Source organism: Kribbella koreensis (genome assembly GCF_039525325.1).
In the GTDB taxonomy this organism is placed as follows: domain Bacteria; phylum Actinomycetota; class Actinomycetes; order Propionibacteriales; family Kribbellaceae; genus Kribbella; species Kribbella koreensis.
In genome coordinates this window covers 452,529-470,542 of sequence record NZ_BAAAHK010000001.1, presented here as the reverse complement: position 1 = coordinate 470,542, position 18,014 = coordinate 452,529, and the positions used below count along the sequence as shown (strand labels likewise).

At 68.2% G+C, this 18,014-nt stretch carries 16 protein-coding genes; 11 read left to right on the top strand and 5 right to left on the bottom strand.

Annotation, left to right across the window (positions count from 1 at the left end):
- Positions 1–18: 18 nt before the first annotated feature.
- Both ABD116_RS02175 and ABD116_RS02170 read right to left on the bottom strand, forming a co-directional pair.
- Positions 19–3,417: a GH92 family glycosyl hydrolase gene (locus ABD116_RS02175; protein ID WP_343964178.1), complete on the bottom strand. Its 3,399-nt coding sequence runs from the start codon at positions 3,415–3,417 to the stop codon at positions 19–21.
- Between the two features lie 135 nt (positions 3,418–3,552).
- Entirely contained in the window at positions 3,553–3,903 is a 351-nt protein-coding gene (locus ABD116_RS02170; protein ID WP_343964176.1) for a VOC family protein, read from the bottom strand.
- 193 nt (positions 3,904–4,096) lie between these two features.
- Between ABD116_RS02170 and ABD116_RS02165 the strand changes: the two genes are divergently transcribed.
- Entirely contained in the window at positions 4,097–4,984 is an 888-nt protein-coding gene (locus tag ABD116_RS02165; RefSeq protein WP_343964174.1) for an alpha/beta fold hydrolase, read from the top strand.
- A gap of 3 nt (positions 4,985–4,987) precedes the next feature.
- Here ABD116_RS02165 and ABD116_RS02160 read toward each other — a convergent pair whose 3' ends face one another.
- Positions 4,988–5,590, bottom strand: a complete 603-nt coding sequence (locus ABD116_RS02160; protein WP_343964172.1) for an HIT family protein — start codon at positions 5,588–5,590, stop codon at positions 4,988–4,990.
- 22 nt (positions 5,591–5,612) lie between these two features.
- Here ABD116_RS02160 and ABD116_RS02155 point away from each other — a divergent pair, with 22 nt between their 5' ends.
- The gene (locus tag ABD116_RS02155; protein ID WP_343964171.1) at positions 5,613–6,041 is read left to right on the top strand and encodes a cupin domain-containing protein; all 429 of its coding nucleotides are present in this window, start codon (positions 5,613–5,615) and stop codon (positions 6,039–6,041) included.
- On the opposite strand, the gene ABD116_RS02150 is transcribed toward ABD116_RS02155, so the two are convergent.
- Positions 6,038–6,868 carry an LLM class F420-dependent oxidoreductase gene (locus tag ABD116_RS02150; RefSeq protein WP_343964169.1) on the bottom strand — a complete coding sequence of 277 codons (831 nt, stop codon included), beginning with the start codon at positions 6,866–6,868 and terminating at the stop codon, positions 6,038–6,040. The two genes, ABD116_RS02155 and ABD116_RS02150, sit on opposite strands and share 4 nt — an antisense overlap.
- A gap of 392 nt (positions 6,869–7,260) precedes the next feature.
- Between ABD116_RS02150 and ald the strand changes: the two genes are divergently transcribed.
- From ald to ABD116_RS02105, 9 genes are all read left to right on the top strand, one after another.
- Positions 7,261–8,376 carry an alanine dehydrogenase gene (gene ald / locus ABD116_RS02145; protein WP_343964167.1) on the top strand — a complete coding sequence of 372 codons (1,116 nt, stop codon included), beginning with the start codon at positions 7,261–7,263 and terminating at the stop codon, positions 8,374–8,376.
- Positions 8,373–9,314 (top strand): site-specific tyrosine recombinase XerD, encoded by a 942-nt coding sequence (xerD, locus tag ABD116_RS02140; protein ID WP_343964237.1) that lies wholly within the window; start codon positions 8,373–8,375, stop codon positions 9,312–9,314. The genes ald and xerD overlap by 4 nt, the downstream gene beginning before the upstream one ends.
- Positions 9,315–9,322: 8 nt before the next feature.
- Positions 9,323–10,600 (top strand): low temperature requirement protein A, encoded by a 1,278-nt coding sequence (locus tag ABD116_RS02135; protein ID WP_343964165.1) that lies wholly within the window; start codon positions 9,323–9,325, stop codon positions 10,598–10,600.
- The gene (locus ABD116_RS02130) at positions 10,572–11,294 is read left to right on the top strand and encodes an alpha/beta fold hydrolase (protein WP_343964163.1); all 723 of its coding nucleotides are present in this window, start codon (positions 10,572–10,574) and stop codon (positions 11,292–11,294) included. The genes ABD116_RS02135 and ABD116_RS02130 overlap by 29 nt, the downstream gene beginning before the upstream one ends.
- 393 nt (positions 11,295–11,687) lie before the next feature.
- The gene (locus ABD116_RS02125) at positions 11,688–12,563 is read left to right on the top strand and encodes a ParA family protein (RefSeq protein WP_328335319.1); all 876 of its coding nucleotides are present in this window, start codon (positions 11,688–11,690) and stop codon (positions 12,561–12,563) included.
- Positions 12,548–12,937 carry a hypothetical protein gene (locus ABD116_RS02120; protein ID WP_343964161.1) on the top strand — a complete coding sequence of 130 codons (390 nt, stop codon included), beginning with the start codon at positions 12,548–12,550 and terminating at the stop codon, positions 12,935–12,937. Before ABD116_RS02125 ends, ABD116_RS02120 begins: the two co-directional genes overlap by 16 nt.
- 7 nt (positions 12,938–12,944) lie before the next feature.
- Positions 12,945–14,117 carry a segregation and condensation protein A gene (locus tag ABD116_RS02115; RefSeq protein WP_343964160.1) on the top strand — a complete coding sequence of 391 codons (1,173 nt, stop codon included), beginning with the start codon at positions 12,945–12,947 and terminating at the stop codon, positions 14,115–14,117.
- Positions 14,114–16,117: an SMC-Scp complex subunit ScpB gene (gene scpB, locus ABD116_RS02110; RefSeq protein WP_343964158.1), complete on the top strand. Its 2,004-nt coding sequence runs from the start codon at positions 14,114–14,116 to the stop codon at positions 16,115–16,117. The genes ABD116_RS02115 and scpB overlap by 4 nt, the downstream gene beginning before the upstream one ends.
- Positions 16,110–16,880: a pseudouridine synthase gene (locus tag ABD116_RS02105; RefSeq protein WP_343964156.1), complete on the top strand. Its 771-nt coding sequence runs from the start codon at positions 16,110–16,112 to the stop codon at positions 16,878–16,880. Before scpB ends, ABD116_RS02105 begins: the two co-directional genes overlap by 8 nt.
- A 113-nt stretch (positions 16,881–16,993) precedes the next feature.
- On the opposite strand, the gene ABD116_RS02100 is transcribed toward ABD116_RS02105, so the two are convergent.
- Positions 16,994–17,917: a hypothetical protein gene (locus ABD116_RS02100; protein WP_343964154.1), complete on the bottom strand. Its 924-nt coding sequence runs from the start codon at positions 17,915–17,917 to the stop codon at positions 16,994–16,996.
- Between the last annotated feature and the right edge of the window lie 97 nt (positions 17,918–18,014).

Genomic DNA, 18,014 nt, shown 5'->3' with positions numbered 1-18,014 from the left:
CCTTCAGGGCGTTCGGGATCAGCCGGTGGCCAGCGTGAAGATCCGCAGGTCGCGGTTCTTCGGCAGCGTCACGCTAACCGGTGTCTTGCCTGCCGGGAAGGTGAACGGCGCGGTGGCGAAGATGTGGGTGGTGACGTTGTCCTTGCCGCCGCCTGCTTCGTTGCGGTACGGCGTGGTCGCGACGATCAGGTTGCCGTAGTGGATCGTGTCGCCGCCCCCACCGAGGGTCCAGTCGCTGAACGACAGGTCGATCGGTGCCGTGCTGCCGTCGGAGTACGTGAGCGTGGCGGTCGTCTGCTGGTTGCCGTTCACCGCGCTGCCGACGAAGGACAGCTTGGTAGCACCCGCCGGGACACTCAGATTGAGCAGCTGCCCGTCCGCCGGCACGTTGTCGGGATCACCAGCCGGTACTGCGGGCCAGGTGAACGTCAGGCCCTCCTTGGTGACCGTGGCGCCCGGGACGAGTCCGGCCGCGGCGAGTGCCTGGCGGGAGTAGCTGACGCCACCACCGTCGTAGTCGGCCTCGTTGTGGTCGCCTGCGTCGTCAGAGGCCGCTACACCTTCCCGGAGTACGGAGAAGGAGTTCGGCTCGCCAACAACGACCGTGAAGCCCAGCCGGGGCAGGGCGGTGCCGTCTGCTGCTTGAAGGGCCACAGTGACCGAGTAGCGGCCGTCCGGAGTGCCTGCGGCCGCTGAGATGGTCACTGGTGCACTGCCAACGCCACTGACTGGGTCCACGGTGAATGTGCCACTTGCAGGTGACGCGGTGAGTCCGGCCGGCGTTGTCACGGTGTACTTGACGCTGCTCGCGTTGCCGTTCAGCCGGTGAGCAGTGATGGCCACTGGGCCGCTAGTGGAGCCGGGAGCGACCACTAGCCGGCTGGTGTCGGTAGAGGTCTGGTACGGGATCTCACCGGTACGCCACGAGCGGGGTGCGTCCTTGGCGGCGCTACCCCAGACAGTGTTGGGCGTAGTACCGAGGTGGAAGTCGAGTGTGCCGCCGTGCTTGACGAAGTCCTCGTCCAGCCACGCCTTGCTCGAGTTCTCGCCGTTGACGCTCAGGCTCTGGACGTACTGCGCCGGCGCCTCGGGTGCGGTGATCTCGATCGACTTGCCGTGGTCGCGGTGGATGATCGCGTGGGTGAACGTCGGTGCGCCCACCTGCAGGTCCGCGCGACTCGGTACGTCGGGGTAGAGGCCTAGTGCGGTCCACACGTACCAGGACGACATGGCGCCGAGGTCATCGTTGCCGGGGATGCCGCCCGTGGTGGTGTTCCACAGCTGCGTCATCGCCTGCCGAAGCGTCTCCTGCGTCTTGTACGGCTGGCCTGTGTAGTTGTAGATCCAGGGCGTGTTGATCGACGGCTCGTTGTCCATCTCGGCGTGCAGGTCACCCGAGTGGGTCAGCGCCCAGTTGCCGTTCGGATCCTTGAAGAACGCGTCGAGCCGCTGGCTGGCCTTCGCCTGCCCACCCATCGCGTCGAACAGCCCGGCGCGGTTGTGCGGGATCATCCAGGTGTACTGCGCGCTGCTGCCCTCGGCGAACCCGTCACCGGTCGCCGGCTCGAAGCCCGGCCAGGCGCCGTTCTCGTCGCGGTTCTGGATGTAGCCGCCGTTGTCCGGGTTGAACACGTTCTGCCAGTACTGCGACCGCTTGAGGAACTGGTCGTACGTCTTGCTGTCATTGGTCTTCAACGCCAGCTGTGCGATCGCGAAGTCCGCAGTGGTGTCCTCGAGCGTCTCGACCGCTCCGCCCCACGCGTTCGACTTGGTGGGGATGTAGTGCAGCGCCAGGTACTTGTCGAGCGACGGGCGCTGGCCGATCGACATGACCGGCTTGCCTGCGGAGCTGAGGTCCTTGGCGGTCGGTACGGTCGCAGCCTTCACCAGCGACTTCAGCGCGTCGCGGGCGTCGAAGTTGGTACCACCGAACGCGTAGATGCCTGCCACTGCAGGGGCGGCCGGGTCACCGGTCATTACCGCAGTACTGCCGGAGGCGTGCGTCCAGCGGTCCCAGATGCCGCCGTTCTGGTTGGCCTGGTTGAGCAGCGACTGGGCGATGTCCCCGGCCTTGCGCGGCTCGATCAGAGTCAGCAGCTGGACCTGCGACCGGTAGACATCCCAGCCGGAGAAGGTCGCGTACTGCGCTTGCTGCACGCCCTTGACCCGGTGCTTCTGCTGGTCGAAGCCCCAGTACTCGCCGTTGACGTCGCTGAAGAGGTTCGGGTGCAGCAGTGCGTGGTACAGCGCGGTGTAGAAGGTGGTGCGCGCTGCGGGCGTTCCGCCGTCAACCTGGATTTTGTTGAGCTGGTCGCGCCAGGCTTGCTTCGCCTGAGCCGCTGTGGCCTCCAGGGCCGTGCCGGTCGGGTTCTCCGCCGTCAGGTTGGCCTGCGCGTTCTCCTTGCTCACGTAGGAGATACCGATGCGCATGTTGACCGTCTTGGCGTCGAAGCCGACGTACCCGCCGGAGCCCTTGTTGGCGGGCATCCAGCCGTCCGGCCCGTACGTCGTACCGCCCTGGGCGCTCGTGCTGCCCGGGCTGACGGTGGTGTCCTTCCAGGTACCCGTCTTGGCGAAGGGCTGGTCGAACTGGGCGACGAAGTGCAATGTGTAGTAGCTGTGCCGTCCGACCGACGCCAGGTAGCCGCAGAAGTTGCCGGCGGTCACCGAGCCGGTGATGGTCCGGGTGGCCGGGTCGATCGAGATCTGGGCGTCGCTGCTGCCCACCTCGGAGTTGGAGGTCCGGAAGAGCAGCGATGAGGCCTTGTCGGCCGGGAAGGTGAACTTGGCCGAGCCGGTGCGCGGTGTCGCTGCCAATTCGGTAGTGATGCCCGAGTCGAGTCCCACTTTGTAGTAGCCGGGCTTGGCCACCTCGTTGGCGTGGGAGAACGTGCTGGCGTAGGTGGCGTCCGTCGCGTCCGATTGGGGAGAGGTGGTGACCTCACCGGCGTACGGGAAGATCGGGATGTCGCCGGAGCCGCCGGCGCACCCAGTGCCCGACATGTGGGTCAGGCTGAAGCCGCGGATCTTCGTGGCGGAGTACAGGTAGCCACCAGGCGCTGCGGTGCGGTACGCGTTGCCCCTGGTCGTCTCCGGGCTGAAGGAGAACATCCCCTGCGGAGTGACCGCGCCGGGGAAGACATTGCCCGCGTTGGTGGTGCCTATGAGCGGGTCGACATGGTCCGTCGGGTCCAGCGAGCTTGCGGTGATCCGCGACGACCCGATGACGTTGGGAGCGCGCAGGCCGGGTGGAGCGGTGTCAGGGGTGGCCGTGGTCGGCTGAGCCTTCTTGCCTGGACCAGGGCTTGGTGGCGCCGGACTAGGCCCGGCGAGTGCTGAGGTTGTCAGCGAGACGGCTGCGATCAAAGACCCAGCCAGTACTACGGACGCGCGGCGGCGCAGGGCGGATTTCTTCAAGGGGTTCCCCACCTTCGACGTCGATTCACGGGCGGCGTGACATCGTTGTCAGCAAGAAATACCCGAGCGGCCGACCACCGTCAAGGGATCGGCCCACTATCCGCGACAGTCCGACCCCGGAGCGCTACCTCCCGATCAGAGGTCGTAGGCGGGTTCGTGGTGCGGCTGGTACAGGCCGAGATCGCCGCCGCCGGGGAGGCGGATCGTGGTGAGGATGCCCCAGCGCGCTTCCTCCGGCGGGTCGGGGAACTCCACCCCGCGGGACTCCAGGTCGGCGATCGTCTCGGCGAGGTCGTCGCACATCAGGAACAGTTCGTGCGAGCCGCTGCCTTCTGCCGGATGGACGGCGACCTCGGCCGGCGGCAGTTTGAAGATCAGCCAGCCGTGCCCGGCGTCGACATGCGGATAGCCGAGGACGTCGCGCAGGAAGGCCCGGTCGGCCTCGGCGTCCTGGCTGTAGATGATGACGTGCGCTCCGTTGATCATTCCCCGACTGTAAGGCGGACCGGCATTCCCGTATGGTGCACGAGAATGTTCGGAATCGATGGTCGAGAGGGGCCGGATGCTGGGGAAGAAGTGGTTTGCGGTGGGTGCTGCGGCAGGGCTTGTGCTGGGGACGGTGCCTGGGACAGCGGTAGCGGCCGGGGCGCGGTGCAGGTCCGTCGAGGTGCCGGTGGCGATGAGTGCGGGGGAGCCGTTGACCGCGAAGATCGCGGGGACTCTGTGCCGGCCGCGGGGGCGGGATCGTGGCGTGCTGCAGGTGCTGCTCCCGGGCGGCGGGTATGACCGGACCTACTGGAGTTGGCGGGGTGACCCGCGCGGACCGTCGTACGTAGAGGCGATGAATCGGGCGGGGTACGCGACCCTCGCACTCGACCGGATCGGGACGGGGAAGAGCTCCGCGCCGCCGAGCACGGCCTTCGCGCCGGACAGCCAAACCTTCACGATTCACCAGGTACTACGGGCGTTCCGCCACCAGCGGATCGTCCTGGTCGGCAACTCGCTCGGATCCACGGTCGCCCGGATGATCGCGATCCACCATCCGGCCGACGTGGACGGTCTGATCCTGACCGGCGAATCGAGTACACCCAACTGGTCGGCCTTCGAGCAGCTCGGCGCCGACTACATCCCGGCTACGCAGCACCCGTTGCTGGCGGGGCGCCGGCTGGACGACGGGTACGGAGCATTGCGCCCTGGCGTGCGCCGGAGCTGGTTCTACTACGGCCCGGCCGCGGCCGACCAGGTGGTGGCTCGCGACGAGGCCAACCCCGAGCCCGACGTCTTTCCGACCGACCCGGAGTTCGGCTCGGTCCTACTCAACCGCAAGATCAAAGTCCCCGTACTGGTCGTCGTCGGCCGCCATGACCGCCTGATCTGCGACACGGGCGCTGGTGGCTCCGACTGCTCCAGCTCAGCCACCCTGCTGGCCGGCGAGCGCCCGTACTACGCGCCGAACGCCGACCTCCAAGCACTGGTCGTGCCCAACACAGGCCACGTCCTCAACCTCCATCGCACAGCACCAGCCCTCTACTCGTTGCTCGCCCAGTGGGCTCAGCGGCACCTCTAGGCGCTAGACGCCCTTGCCGAGCGGAGCACCTGACCGCTCGGCGAGGGCGGCCGCCACTGTGCGGGCGTTGGCCTGGAACTCGTCGGCCGGGATGGATGGGAGCAGGTCGTCCCAGGCGGCGATCATGGCGCCGCGGAGTTGCATCATGCCGAGCGGCCTGGCCAGGAACCAGACGTGGAAGTGTTCGCTGCCGTCGCCCCAGCGGTTGAAGTGGGTGCGGCCTACGCCGGGGATCTGGCGGATGGCGCCGGCCGTCCGCTGGATCATCGGGCCTAGTGTCGCGGTCAGCTCGTCAGGCAGGTTGTCCAGCCGGAAGTGCTCGCGGGGCACCATCAAGGCAACCATCGGCAGTCCGGTGGGCTGGAAGGCCTTCAGCACCCACTGGTGGTCAGCCCAGATCGCATCCTTCTCCGGGTCGACGCAGGTCGGGCAGGGGGTGCCGCCGGGCTCGCCGGCGCGTGGTGGCTCGGGGAGTACCGGGTCGGCGAGTGGAACTACTTGGAGATCGCCCTCGAACGGGAAGAACGGGCCGCCCAGCAGGGGATCGGCAGCCATGCGTTCGCCGTACGGGAGCCGGCGGTGATAGTCGCTTGGGTACTCGTTCATGCCCGAAGGCTACGGTCGGAGCATGTCAATTCCTGAGCTGGCTGAGGTCCTGGGGTTGGAGCGGCATCCGGAGGGTGGGTGGTTCCGGGAGACGTGGCGGTCAGAGGTGTCCTTCCAGCCCGACGGGTACGACGGGGAGCGGGCCAGCGCCACCGCCATCTACTTCCTGCTGGCGCCGGGGGAGGAGTCGCGCTGGCACCGGGTGCGGTCGGCCGAGATCTGGCTCTGGCACAGCGGTGGGCCGCTGACGCTGGACCTCGGCGGCACCGGTGAGGATCCGGGCGAGCCGGACCCGATCACGCTCGGGCCGGATGTGAAGGCCGGCCAGCACCCGCAGGCCGTAGTACCGGCGGGTGCTTGGCAAGCTGCGCGGCCGGCAGGAGATCAGCCCGTACTGGTCTCCTGCATCGTCTCGCCCGGCTTCGACTTCGCCGACTTCACCCTGCGTTAGATCAGTACGGTCGCCAGCGCCTCGTAGCCCGGCAGCAGGTCGGGGCCTTCCTTGCCGAGTTGCTGGATGACGACCTGGTCGGCACCGGCATCCAGGTGTGCCTTGAGGCCCTCAGCGATCTCCACTGCGGTCCCGTGCAGCACCAGTGCGTCGACCAGGTCGTCGCTGCCGCCGTCGGCCAGGTCGTGGTCGCTGAAGCCGAGTCGCTTGAGATTGCTCGTGTAGTTGCTCAGCTTGAGGTAGGTCGCCAGGTAGTCGCGAGCAACCGCCCGGGCGAGGTCGTCGTCGGTCTCCAGCACCACCTTCTGCTCGGGCGCGAGCAGTACGCCGGCGCCGAGCGTCTCCCGGGCCTGCCGGGTGTGCTCGGGGGTGGTCAGGTACGGGACTGCACCGGCGGTCCGCTCAGCGGAGACCTTCAGCACTCGCGGGCCGAGTGCGGCAAGCACTCGCCGGTCCACCGGGACCTTGCCGTCGTCCAGCGCGTCCAGGTAGTCGACGATGGTCTCGTAGGGCGTCTTGTACTCGCCTGTGTGCTCTCGGTGCCCGATCCCGACGCCCAGCACGAACCGTCCGGGGTGCTCGCTCTCGAGCCGGTGGTAGGACTCCGCCAGCACGGCCGGGTCCGCCTTCCACATGTTCACGATGCTGGTGCCGACCACCGCATTGGTGGTGGAGGCGAGTAGCACCTCGGCGTCCCGCAGGTCCTCCGTCGGGGAGCCACCGAGCCAGAGCGTGCCGTAGCCCGCCTGCTCGACCCCGGCTGCGAGCTCGGGTCCCCACTTGTGCGCTTGGTGCCAGACCCCGAACCGTCCCAGATCGACCGCCACGTCGTGCTCCTCTCGTCAGTACGTCTCAAACACAGGCGACTCGGGCGGGCCGTCGTCCCCAGCCTGGTTCTCCTCACCTGGCAACGATGGCAGGTCCAAGCCTACGGGTTTCCCGATCGGGTACCGGGAAGTAGCTGAACGGGTTAAGAAAAGCAGAGCTTCGAAAGAGCGCGGTAAAGATTTAACCGGACTGCCACGCGCGGCCACCGCGCGTCGTTCATCACTAAGACCAACCGGTCGAGTGGTATGAACCCGGCGGGCTTACACTCGGCAGCGACCTGGCGTTCCCAACCCCTCGAAACGCCCGGGCCGCGGACCACAGCGAGGTGGGCCGCCGGCGACTCGGACGCAACCGGCCGAGTCGTCACCTGGATACGGAAGAAGGGCAAGTTGTGAAGGTCGGAGTACCGAAGGAAGTCAAGAACCACGAGTACCGGGTGGCGATCACCCCGGCCGGCGTGCACGAGTTCGCGCGCTTCGGGCACGAGGTTCTGATCGAGCAGGGGGCCGGTACCGGTTCGCTGCTCCCCGATGAGGAATTCGTCGCGGCGGGCGCCCGGATCGTCCCCACTGCCGATGACGTCTGGGCCGAGGCCGAGCTGGTGCTGAAGGTCAAGGAGCCGGTGGCGGAGGAGTACCACCGGATGCGCAGGGACCAGGTGCTGTTCACCTACCTGCACCTGGCCGCCAGCCGCGAGACCACGACCGCGCTGATCGAGTCCGGGACCACCGCGATCGCCTACGAGACGGTCCAGCTCCCCGACGGTTCACTGCCGCTGCTGGCCCCGATGAGCGAGGTAGCGGGCCGTCTGGCGCCGCAGGCCGGCTCGTACCACCTGATGGCCAACGGCGGCGGCCGTGGCGTCCTGATGGGTGGTGTCTCCGGCGTGCACGCGGCCCGGGTCGTCATCATCGGCGCCGGTGTCGCGGGCATGAACGCGGCGGCGATCGCGCTCGGCATGCAGGCCGAGGTGCAGCTGTTCGACCGCAACATCCAGCGGCTGCGGGACGCTGACACGACCTACCAGGGCCACCTGCGCACGGTCGCGTCGAACGCGTTCGAGATCGAGAAGGCGGTCCTCCAGGCCGACCTGGTGATCGGGGCCGTGCTGGTCACCGGCGCGAAGGCGCCGAAGCTGATCAGCAACGAGCTGGTCTCGCGGATGAAGCCGGGCAGCGTGCTCGTCGACATCGCGATCGACCAGGGCGGCTGCTTCGAGGACTCGCACCCGACCACGCACGCCGACCCGGTCTACAAGGTCCACAACTCGCTGTTCTACTGCGTGGCGAACATGCCGGGCGCGGTGCCGAACACCTCGACGTACGCGCTCACCAACGTGACGCTGCCGTACGCCGTGGACCTGGCGAACCTCGGCTGGCGGGAGGCACTCAAGGCCGACCACAGCCTCGCGCTCGGCCTCAACACGCACGACGGCCACGTCACCTACGGCCCGGTCGCCGACGCGCACGACCTGCCGCAGCTGAAGCTCGACGAGGTGCTCGTCTGAGCCGGGAGATCACCCGTGCGGTCAGCTCGTACCTCGACCACCTGACGGTCGAGCGCGGGCTGGCCGCCAACACCCTGGCGTCGTACCGCCGCGACCTGCGCCGGTACGACGCCTACCTGGCGGGCGTGGAGATCGACAGTCTCGGCCGGATCTCCGAGGCGGTCATCAGCGAGTTCCTGATGCGCCTGCGCGAGGGGGACGCCGACAACCCGCCACTGACCGCGTCAAGTGCTGGGCGGACGGTCGTGGCCGTCCGTGGCTTCCACAAGTTCCTGCTGCGCGAGGGGCTGACCGCTGTCGACCCTGCGGCCGCAGTGAAGCCACCTGCTCCTCCGCAACGGTTGCCCAAGGCACTGTCCGTCGATGAGGTCACCCGCATCCTCGCTGCCGCGGCAGGGGCGGAGGCGGAGCCTGCAGTACTGGCTACGCGGGACGCTGCGCTGCTGGAGTTCCTGTACGGGACGGGTGCACGCATCTCGGAGGCTGTCGGGCTGGATGTGGATGAGGTCGACCTCGAGACCGGCACGGTGCTGCTGCGAGGCAAGGGCAGCAAGGAGCGGGTCGTACCGGTCGGGCGTTATGCGCGCGATGCGATTTCGGCGTACCAGGTCCGTGGCCGGCCTGACCTCGTGCAGCGGGGTCGTGGGTCGCATGCCCTGTTCCTCAACGCCCGCGGCGGCCGCCTGTCCCGCCAAAGCGCCTGGACCGTACTACGCCGCGCAGCGGAGCGAGCCGGCATCGCCAAGGACATCTCGCCACACACCTTGCGCCACTCATTCGCCACCCACCTACTGGACGGCGGCGCCGACGTACGAGTCGTCCAGGAACTCCTCGGCCACGCATCCGTCACCACCACCCAGGTCTACACCCTGGTCACCGTCGACAAACTCCGCGAGGTCTACGCAACCTCCCACCCGAGGGCCCTGTCTTCCTCTTAACTAGGCGCGTGGCAGAGCAGAAGACGGCGGACGAGCGGCATGCCAGTTGGTTGGAGTTGTTCTTCGATCTGACGGTGGTGGCGGCTGCTGCGCAGATTTCGCATCGGTTGCATGGGGCGGACAGTGTTGGGCAGGTGGCTGCCTGTGCTGCGATGTACTACGCGATCTGGAGCGTCTGGACTACCACCAGCATCTACGCGAACGTGGCGGGGGAGCGGACTCGGCGGCGCGCGGTACTGCGGACCATGCTCGGTATCGCCGTCATGGCGGCGACGGTGCCGGGGGTGTGGCCGGAGCTGGTTCCTGGTGAGCATGAGGAGCTGAAGGGGCGGACTGCTGTCTTCGTCGTCGCCTTCATCCTCTGCCGGGTTATCGCGTCCAGGTCTGCGGCTCGGGACGGGCAGGTGGTCGCGTTCTGGCCGGCCACTCAGAGCCTGATGGCCACGCCCTGGGTGGTCTCGATCTTCGTGTCGCATTCGGTCGCGTACTGGCTGTGGGGGTTCGCGATTGCAGTGGACATCGCCTTCTCGATGCTCGGCGCCAGCAACCCGCATGCGGTCGAGGAGATGACGGAGCGCGCCCGCAAGCGGCAGGAGCAGCAGGACCGGCAGCAGCAACGCAGACTGGCCCGGATGATCGAGCGCGGCGTCACCCCGGATCAGTTGCCGACCGTGCCGACGACGTACATCTCCGTAGCGCAGGTGGAGCGCGGACACCTGGACGAGCGGCTGGGGCTGTTCGTCATCATCGTGCTCGGCGAGGCGCTGGCCCAGGTGGTGGCCTCCAACACCGAGGAGGCCTGGACCTATGCGGTGATCGCTGCCTCCCTCGCTGCCTTCCTGGTGCTGGTCATGCTCTGGCAGTTGACCACCCTCTACGGCTTCACCCCTGCACCCCGGACCACTGCGCCACTCGAGCCGTGGCAATCCCTCCCGGCCCACCTAGGCGTCACCGCCTCGATCGTGGCCATCGCGACCGGCTTCGGCGCGCTGATCCCGGACGCGGCGCACCACGTCCACGACAAGGATCGCTGGTACCTCTTCGGCGGCATGGCGCTCTACTTCCTCACCAGCCTCTTCGCCGGCCTCGCAGGCAAGGCGCCCCTCTCCTGGTACCTGGGCTGGCTAGCACCCAGCCTGCTGGCCACAGCCGCCATCGCAGTCTTCGGCCATCCCCTGACGGGCTGGGGCCTTGCAGTCCTGGCCTGGCTCATCCTGGGCTGGTTCTCCACCTACAACAGCCGAGAGAGACTCACCCGTGTACTACGAAGACCACGGCCAAGGTGATGTCGTCCTGCTGCTCCCCGGCTGGGGCGGCAGCATCACCGACCTCAACCCGCTCCGGCAGGCGCTAGCGGACGGATTCCGGGTCATCGCTGCCGACCTGCCCGGTTGCGGCCGCTCGGAGCCCCGGACGTACACCGCCGACTTCTACTCCCAGGACGCTCGGGCGTACCTGGCACTACTCGACCAACTCGGCGTCGACGCCACACACCTGGTCGGCTTCAGCGACGGCGGAGAGACGGCGCTGCTGATGGCTGCGCTCGCCCCTGACCGGGCACTGTCGGTAGTGGCCTGGGGAGCCGCGGGCCAGGTCGTGAAGCCGGTCGACGGGTTCGGCCCGCTGATGCGGCTGCTGGACGAGCCGACTGAGCAGTTGCTGCCCCTGGCGGCGTACCTGGCTGAGGCCTACGGTCCCGACCGGGCCCGGGCGATGGCGGCTGGCTGGGGTGACGCACTGCAGGCCATTGCAGCTGTCGGTGGCGACATCAGTTTGTCCCGGGCTGGTGCGATCACCTGCGCGGTACTGCTGGTTATCGGCTCGAGCGACCCGTACTGTCCGCCCGCTGCCGTCCGTGAGCTGGCCGATGCCATCCCGCGGAGCCGGCTGCTCGAACTGGAGAGCGTCGGGCATGACGTTCACCTCGCCGCGCCCCGGCTGCTCACCACCGTCGTGCTCGACTGGCTGGGTGAGCACTGAAACTCGCCGGGACCCCGATGCACGAGAAGTAGGAGCAGTGTGCGATCATTCCGTCACGGTCGGTCACTCTGGCGGAGTGATCGACTCTGCCTGGAAGGTCGGCCGACCCCGCTGCGGAGTGGCTGGTTGAGAGTGCTTGAATGCACGCTTACAGTCGCTGGGATCGCCCGTATCGGTTGAAAGGTTTGACGAGTCATGAACGAGTCGACATTCCCGGGCACCCAGCACCTGTCGTCGTCGACGGAACCGATGTCGTCGACTCCTGACCCGGCGCCCGCCACGCCCCCCGTGACACCTGCACAGACACCCGCCCCGGTGCCGCACCGCACTGTCACACCACCCAGCAACTATGCGGAGATGCCCCGGCCGACGGCCAAGCTCACCGCGGAGGACATGCACCCTGTGAATGACGCGAACGGCGCGAGGGGCAAGATCGGGCCGACCGGACGTCCGCTGCCCGACCTGCCGGACGTCCTGCCGCCGACCCGGCGCGGCCCCGCGCAGGTGATCGCGATGTGCAACCAGAAGGGTGGCGTCGGCAAGACCACGACGACCATCAACCTGGGCGCCGCGATCGCCGAGACCGGGCGCAAGGTGCTGCTGATCGACTTCGACCCGCAGGGCTCGGCCTCGATCGGCCTCGGCGTGCAGCCGCACGACCTGGAGATCTCGGTCTACAACCTGCTGATGCAGCGCGACATCACCCCGGACGAGGTGATCCAGGCCACCAAGGTGCCGAACCTCGACCTGCTGCCGGCCAACATCGACCTGTCCGCGGCCGAGGTGCAGTTGGTCCAGGAGGTCGCCCGGGAGTACACGCTGTCGCGGGTGCTGGAGCCGATCATCCCGCTGTACGACGTGATCCTGATCGACTGCGCGCCGTCGCTGGGTCTGCTCACCGTGAACGCGCTGACCGCGTCGAACGGCATCGTCGTGCCGCTGGAGTGCGAGTTCTTCGCGCTCCGCGGACTGGCGATGCTGACCGACACGATCGGCAAGGTGCAGGACCGGCTGAACCCGAAGCTGGAGATCGTCGGCATCCTCGGCACCATGTTCGACGGCCGCACCACGCACGCCCGGGAGGTGCTCGACCGGGTCGTCCAGGCCTTCGACGAGCGGGTCTTCCACACCGTCATCCGGCGTACCGTCAAGTTCCCCGAGACCACGGTCGTCGGCGAACCGATCACGACGTACGCGCCGTCCTCATCTGCGGCTACCCAGTACCGCGACCTTGCCAAGGAGGTGCTCGCGCGTTGTCCCGCCGGGTAAGCCTGCCAGGTGCCAGTGAGCTCTTCGGGGGCGCGGCACCCAAGCAGACCAGACCCGAGAAGCGCACCACCACTGACGGATCGTCGCTGGCCGACGACCGCCCCGGTCCAAGCGGACGCGGCCGCACGGCCGTGGTCGAGGACCGCAAGTCCAGTGGACGGATCCGGCACGACACGAAGATCACCGTGTACGTGACGGAAGAAGAGCTGCTCGGACTTGAACAGACTCGGCTCGCGTTGCGGGCCGAGCACGGCTTGACCGCCGATCGCGGCCGGATCGTCCGGGAGGCGATCGACGTGCTGCTGGCCGATTTCGTCGATCACGGACCGGACTCCGTGCTGGTGCAGCGGCTTCGGGCCGCGGCTCCGGAGTGAGCCGGCGATGAGCGACGCCGTGGCTCCCGAGGCCTCCACGCCTGCCGTGGAGTCCCCGGAGCCACCGATCGACCTGCCGGGGGTGCCTGATCCGGAGTCGCCGGTGGTGGAGTCCGGCACGGGCTTCAACGTTCACCTGGTCAACTTCGAGGGTCCGTTCGACCTGCTGCTGCAGCTGATCAGCAAGCACAAGCTCGACATCACCGAGATCGCGTTGTCGGTGATCACGGACGAGTTCATCGCGCACATCAAGGCGCTGGGCTCGGAGTGGGATCTGGACCAGGCATCGGAGTTCCTGCTGATCGCGGCGACGTTGCTGGATCTGAAGGCGGCCCGGTTGCTGCCGCAGGGTGATGTCGAGGACGCGGAGGATCTGGCGCTGCTGGAGGCGCGGGATCTGCTGTTCGCGCGGCTGTTGCAGTACCGGGCGTTCAAGCAGATCGCGGCGTTGATGCAGTTGCGGATGGCTGAGGAGGCCAAGCGCTTCCCCCGGGCGGTGGGGATGGAGGCTCGGTTCGCCGATCTGCTGCCTGAGGTGTTGTTGGGGGTTGACCCGGCCGGGTTGGCGGCGCTGGCTGCGCGGGCGTTGGCGCCGAAGGCGGCCGTCGTACCGGAGGGTGTGTCGCTGGCGCACTTGCACGCGCCGGCCGTCACGGTGCGCGAGCAGGCTGTGGTGATCATTGACTGGTTGCGGCGGCAGCGCAGTATGACGTTCCGGATGATGGTGGCGGACTCGCCGGACACGGTGACGACGGTATGCCGGTTCCTGGCGCTGCTGGAGTTGTTCCGCGAGGCGGCGGTCACCTTCGATCAGGAGACGCCGCTGGGGGAGTTGACGATCGTGTGGACTGGTACGGACGAGGGCGACATCGCTGTCGGCGACGAGTTCGACGAGGTACCAGCGCCGGCCGACGAAGACGGCGAAGCCCCGATCGTCCCCGACGAAACCGACTTCCTAGAGCCCGGCGAAGTACTCACCGAGCCCGACGAGCCCGACTCCGACGAGCCCGGGTCCGGTGAGTCCGGGTCCGGTGAGTCCGGGTCCGGTGAGTCCGGGTCCGGTGAGTCCGGGTCCGGTGACGACGCCCGCCCGGAGCCCGTGGACCAGCATCAGCCTGTACCTGAGCCAGACACCGAGCCCGGTTCCGGGCCCGAGCAGCACGAGACGGTGGACCAGTGACCGACAACCAGACCCCGACCGACCTCCAGGCCCCCGCCGACGCCGCCACAGCCGACGCCCTGGACTCGGTCACCACCACCGAAACCGACACCCACCCCGAAGAAGACCCCACCCCAGCCGAACCGCCGCCCACGGACACCCCGTCCGCCGACGAGCCCGCCGACGAAGCACCAGCCGACCCCACGTCCGCCGAGGATGCACCGGCCGACCCCGCGTCCGCCGAGGATGCACCGGCCGACCCTGCGTCCGCCGAGGATGCACCGGCCGACCCTGCGTCCGCTGAGGGTGCGCCGGCCGGCTCCGCGTCTGCCGAGGGTGCGCCGGCTGGCTCTGCGTCTGCTGAGGGTGGGCCGGCCGAGGAGGCTGCCGCCGACGGCGTGCCTGTTGAGGGGGATGTTGGGGCGTTGCTGGATGAGGTGCTGGATGACGTGGTGGTGGGTGAGGATGCCATCGATGACGTCACCATGCGGCGGGCGCTGGAAGCGATTCTGATGGTGTCGGACGAGCCGTTGCCGGTGCTGGCGATGGCGAAGACGGTGGGACGTACGGTCGCCGACGTGTCGGCGGCGCTGGTCGGGCTGTCGGAGGAGTACACCGAGCAGGGGCGCGGGTTCGACCTGCGTGAGGTTGGTGGCGGGTGGCGGTACTACACCCGGGAGGACACCGCGCAGTACGTCGAGGGGTACGTGCTGGAGGGTCAGCAGGCGCGCCTCACCCAGGCGGCGCTCGAGACGCTGGCGGTGGTCGCGTACAAGCAACCGGTCAGCCGCGCACGAGTCTCCGCCATCCGCGGCGTCAACGTCGACGGCGTCATGCGCACCCTGATCAGCCGCGGCCTCCTCGAGGAAGCCGGCCCCGACACCGAGTCGCAGTCCACCCTCTACCGCACCACCTCGTACTTCCTCGAACGCATGGGCATGCAGTCTCTCGACGACCTTCCCGAACTGGCCCCCTACCTCCCTGAGATGGACGACATGGAGGAGGAGTTGGCCGCCCAATCAGCAGCCACCGCCGACCCCACCACCTCCGAGGACACCCCCGAAGACGACAACACCCCCCTCGAAAACGACCTGGCCCCACCCGCCCAACTCCCCATCGAGAACGACGCAGACGACGACTCCGACGACGAGCCGAACGCCGCCCCAGCAGAGTCCGAGCCAACCGACGAAGCTGACGCCGACCGCGCATCCGCCGAGGACGCCGCAAGCGACGTCGAGCTTGGCGACGATGCCGAGCCAGCCGACCAAAGCGGCCCGGCCGACGAAGCCGACACCGAGCGGGACGAGTCGCTCGACGACGAGTCGGTCGTGAAGGCGGAACCGCTTGGTGAAGCCGGCGTTGGTGAGGTCGAGCCTGACGGGTTCGCTGACGACGCTGACGCTGTCGACGGAGCGGGGGCTGCTGGTGACGAGGTCGACGGGGGCGATGCCGAGGGCCTCGCCGCCGAGGACGTTGCAGGCGACTCCGAGGCGGACGACGATGCTGAGCTGGTCGAGCAAGCCGGACGGGGCGACGAGGCGGAGCTGATTGGCGAAGCCGGGGCTGGTGAGGTGGAGCTGGACGATGAGTCGGCTGGCGCTGCTGATGGAGCGGAGATGGCCGGCGATGAGCTTGCTGACGAGGTCGACGGAGGCGGCGCGGCTGGGGCGATCGACGGAGGTGACGCTGAGCGAATCTCCGCTGAGGATGCCGCAAGCGGCGGTGAGCCGGTTGATGAGGTCGGGGCGACGGGCGGAGACCAGTCGGGCGGGGACGTAGCGGACGAGTCGGGCGGTGAAGGTGCGCCGGACGGCGTTGGGGCCGGTGAGCAGAGCGACCTTGACGAGGACCGGGACGGGGCTGGACTGGCCGGCGGAATCGGGGCTGCTGACGAGGTGGATGCGGCTGACGAACCCGCTGTTGAGGGGGCTGGGTCTGCTGCGGTTGGCGTGGGGGACGAGACTGTGGGTGGGCCCGGTTCGGGTGGTAGTGGTGCTAGTAAGAGTGGGTTGAATGACTGACGAGCAGGATCAGGGTGACGGCGTCTCCGAGAGTGGGGAGTCGGGGATCCGGTTGCAGAAGGCGCTGGCGCAGGCGGGGATCGCCAGCCGGCGTGGTTCGGAGATCTTGATCGAGCAACGCAGGGTCGAGGTGGACGGCCAGGTGGTGACCGAGTTCGGTACCCGGGTCGACCCGGCCGTCTCGGTGATCCGCGTGGACGGCGTACGGATTCCGCCGATCACCGCACACGTCTACCTGGTCCTCAACAAGCCGCGCGGCGTCGTCACCACGATGTCCGACCCGCAAGGCCGTCCGTGCGTCGCCGACTACGTGCACGACCGCCCTGAGCGGTTGTTCCACATCGGCCGGCTCGACACCGACACCGAAGGCCTGCTGCTGCTCACCAACCACGGTGAGTTCGCGCACCGGCTCGCGCACCCGTCGTACGAGGTCTCCAAGACCTACGTCGCCGAGGTCGAAGGCAACGTCAAGCCACAGGTACTACGCCGGCTCACCGACGGCCTCACGCTGGACGACGGCTTCGCCCAGGCCGACACCGTCCGCGAGATGACCAGCGTCAAGGGCCGCACGCTGATCCAGATGACCCTGCACGAGGGCCGCAACCGCATCGTCCGCCGGATGTTCGACGCCATCGGCCACCCGGTCAAGCGCCTCACCCGCACCGCGATCGGCCCGGTCCGCCGCGGCAACCTCCACACCGGCGAACTCCGCGAACTCGATGCCAAGGAACTGGGCCAACTCCTCGACCTAGTCGACCTCTGACGACACCCCGAACCGCCACCAAACACCAAAGGCGCCCTACTCCCGAGCACCGGGCGTAGGGCGCCTCTGTTCCGCCACCAGCTAGCGCCTTGGTGTGTGGCGGCGGTCCGGCCTCACTCGCCGTTCAAGTTGCCCGCTTCCGGGGTGTCGAGGAACTGGCGGGAGTAGAAGGCGTCGGAGAAGGTGCCGGTGACCTTGCCCAGCCCCTGGATGACAGTGGCCGTCCCCTTCGCATGGCCGACGGCGTACAGGTAGCCGGTCTTGGTGTCCTTGTCGATGCCGAGCAGCAGCGTCCCCTGCGACCCACACTTCTCCGACACCAGCGTCTCGAACCCCTGCCAGGTACTACCCCGGACGAGCTTCACGACCGGCTTCAGCGGCGAGGTGGTGGGCACTCGGACCGTGTAGAGCCCACCGGCCGCCGTGGTGGCCAGGAAGCTGTCGTACGTCCGGGTCTGGCTGATCAGCGTCATAGCCTTGATCCCGGCCGGCAGCGCCGTCGTGGTCTGGCGGTTATGCCAGCCGCCGGTCCAGCGGATGAGCTGGCCGCTGTCACGCAGGGCGTAGTAGGCGGAGCGGGAGTAGTTGAACCCCTCGGTGTAGTGCGACTGCTCGAAGTACACGTAGTCGACGCCCCAGCCACCGCCCACCTTGGTCAGGTTGACCGTGCCAGGCACGACGTCGCCTGCACCGTCGGTCCAATAGCTCGAGTAGTACATGTCGCTACCGAGCACCAGATGGCCTCCCACCTGCAGCCCAGCCGGTACTACGGGCTCGTACCCGACCGAACTGGCCAGCCTGGCCTTGCCATCCGGGTACAGACCGGCTGGGCCAACGATGGGCGCCCCAGCCGTCGGCGGCTTGGTGGCCTTGACCGAGAACTCCTTGTGGTCACCCCCTGCCGTCACCGTGCTGAGCCCCAGCCCGCAGACGGTTGCCGCGGATTGCGCATGAGCGGTGGCCGGTACCAGCGCGGCGCCCAGCATGGTCAGGCCTGCCAGTGCGGCAACGCCCTGCAAAGTCCTGCGAATCCACATCGATGCCCCCAGGTTCGTTGGTGAGTTCAGGTCTCAAGAGGCTTGATGCGCCTGTGGCGTGGAAGGTTGCGGGGCAACGAAGCGGTGACGGCGCGCC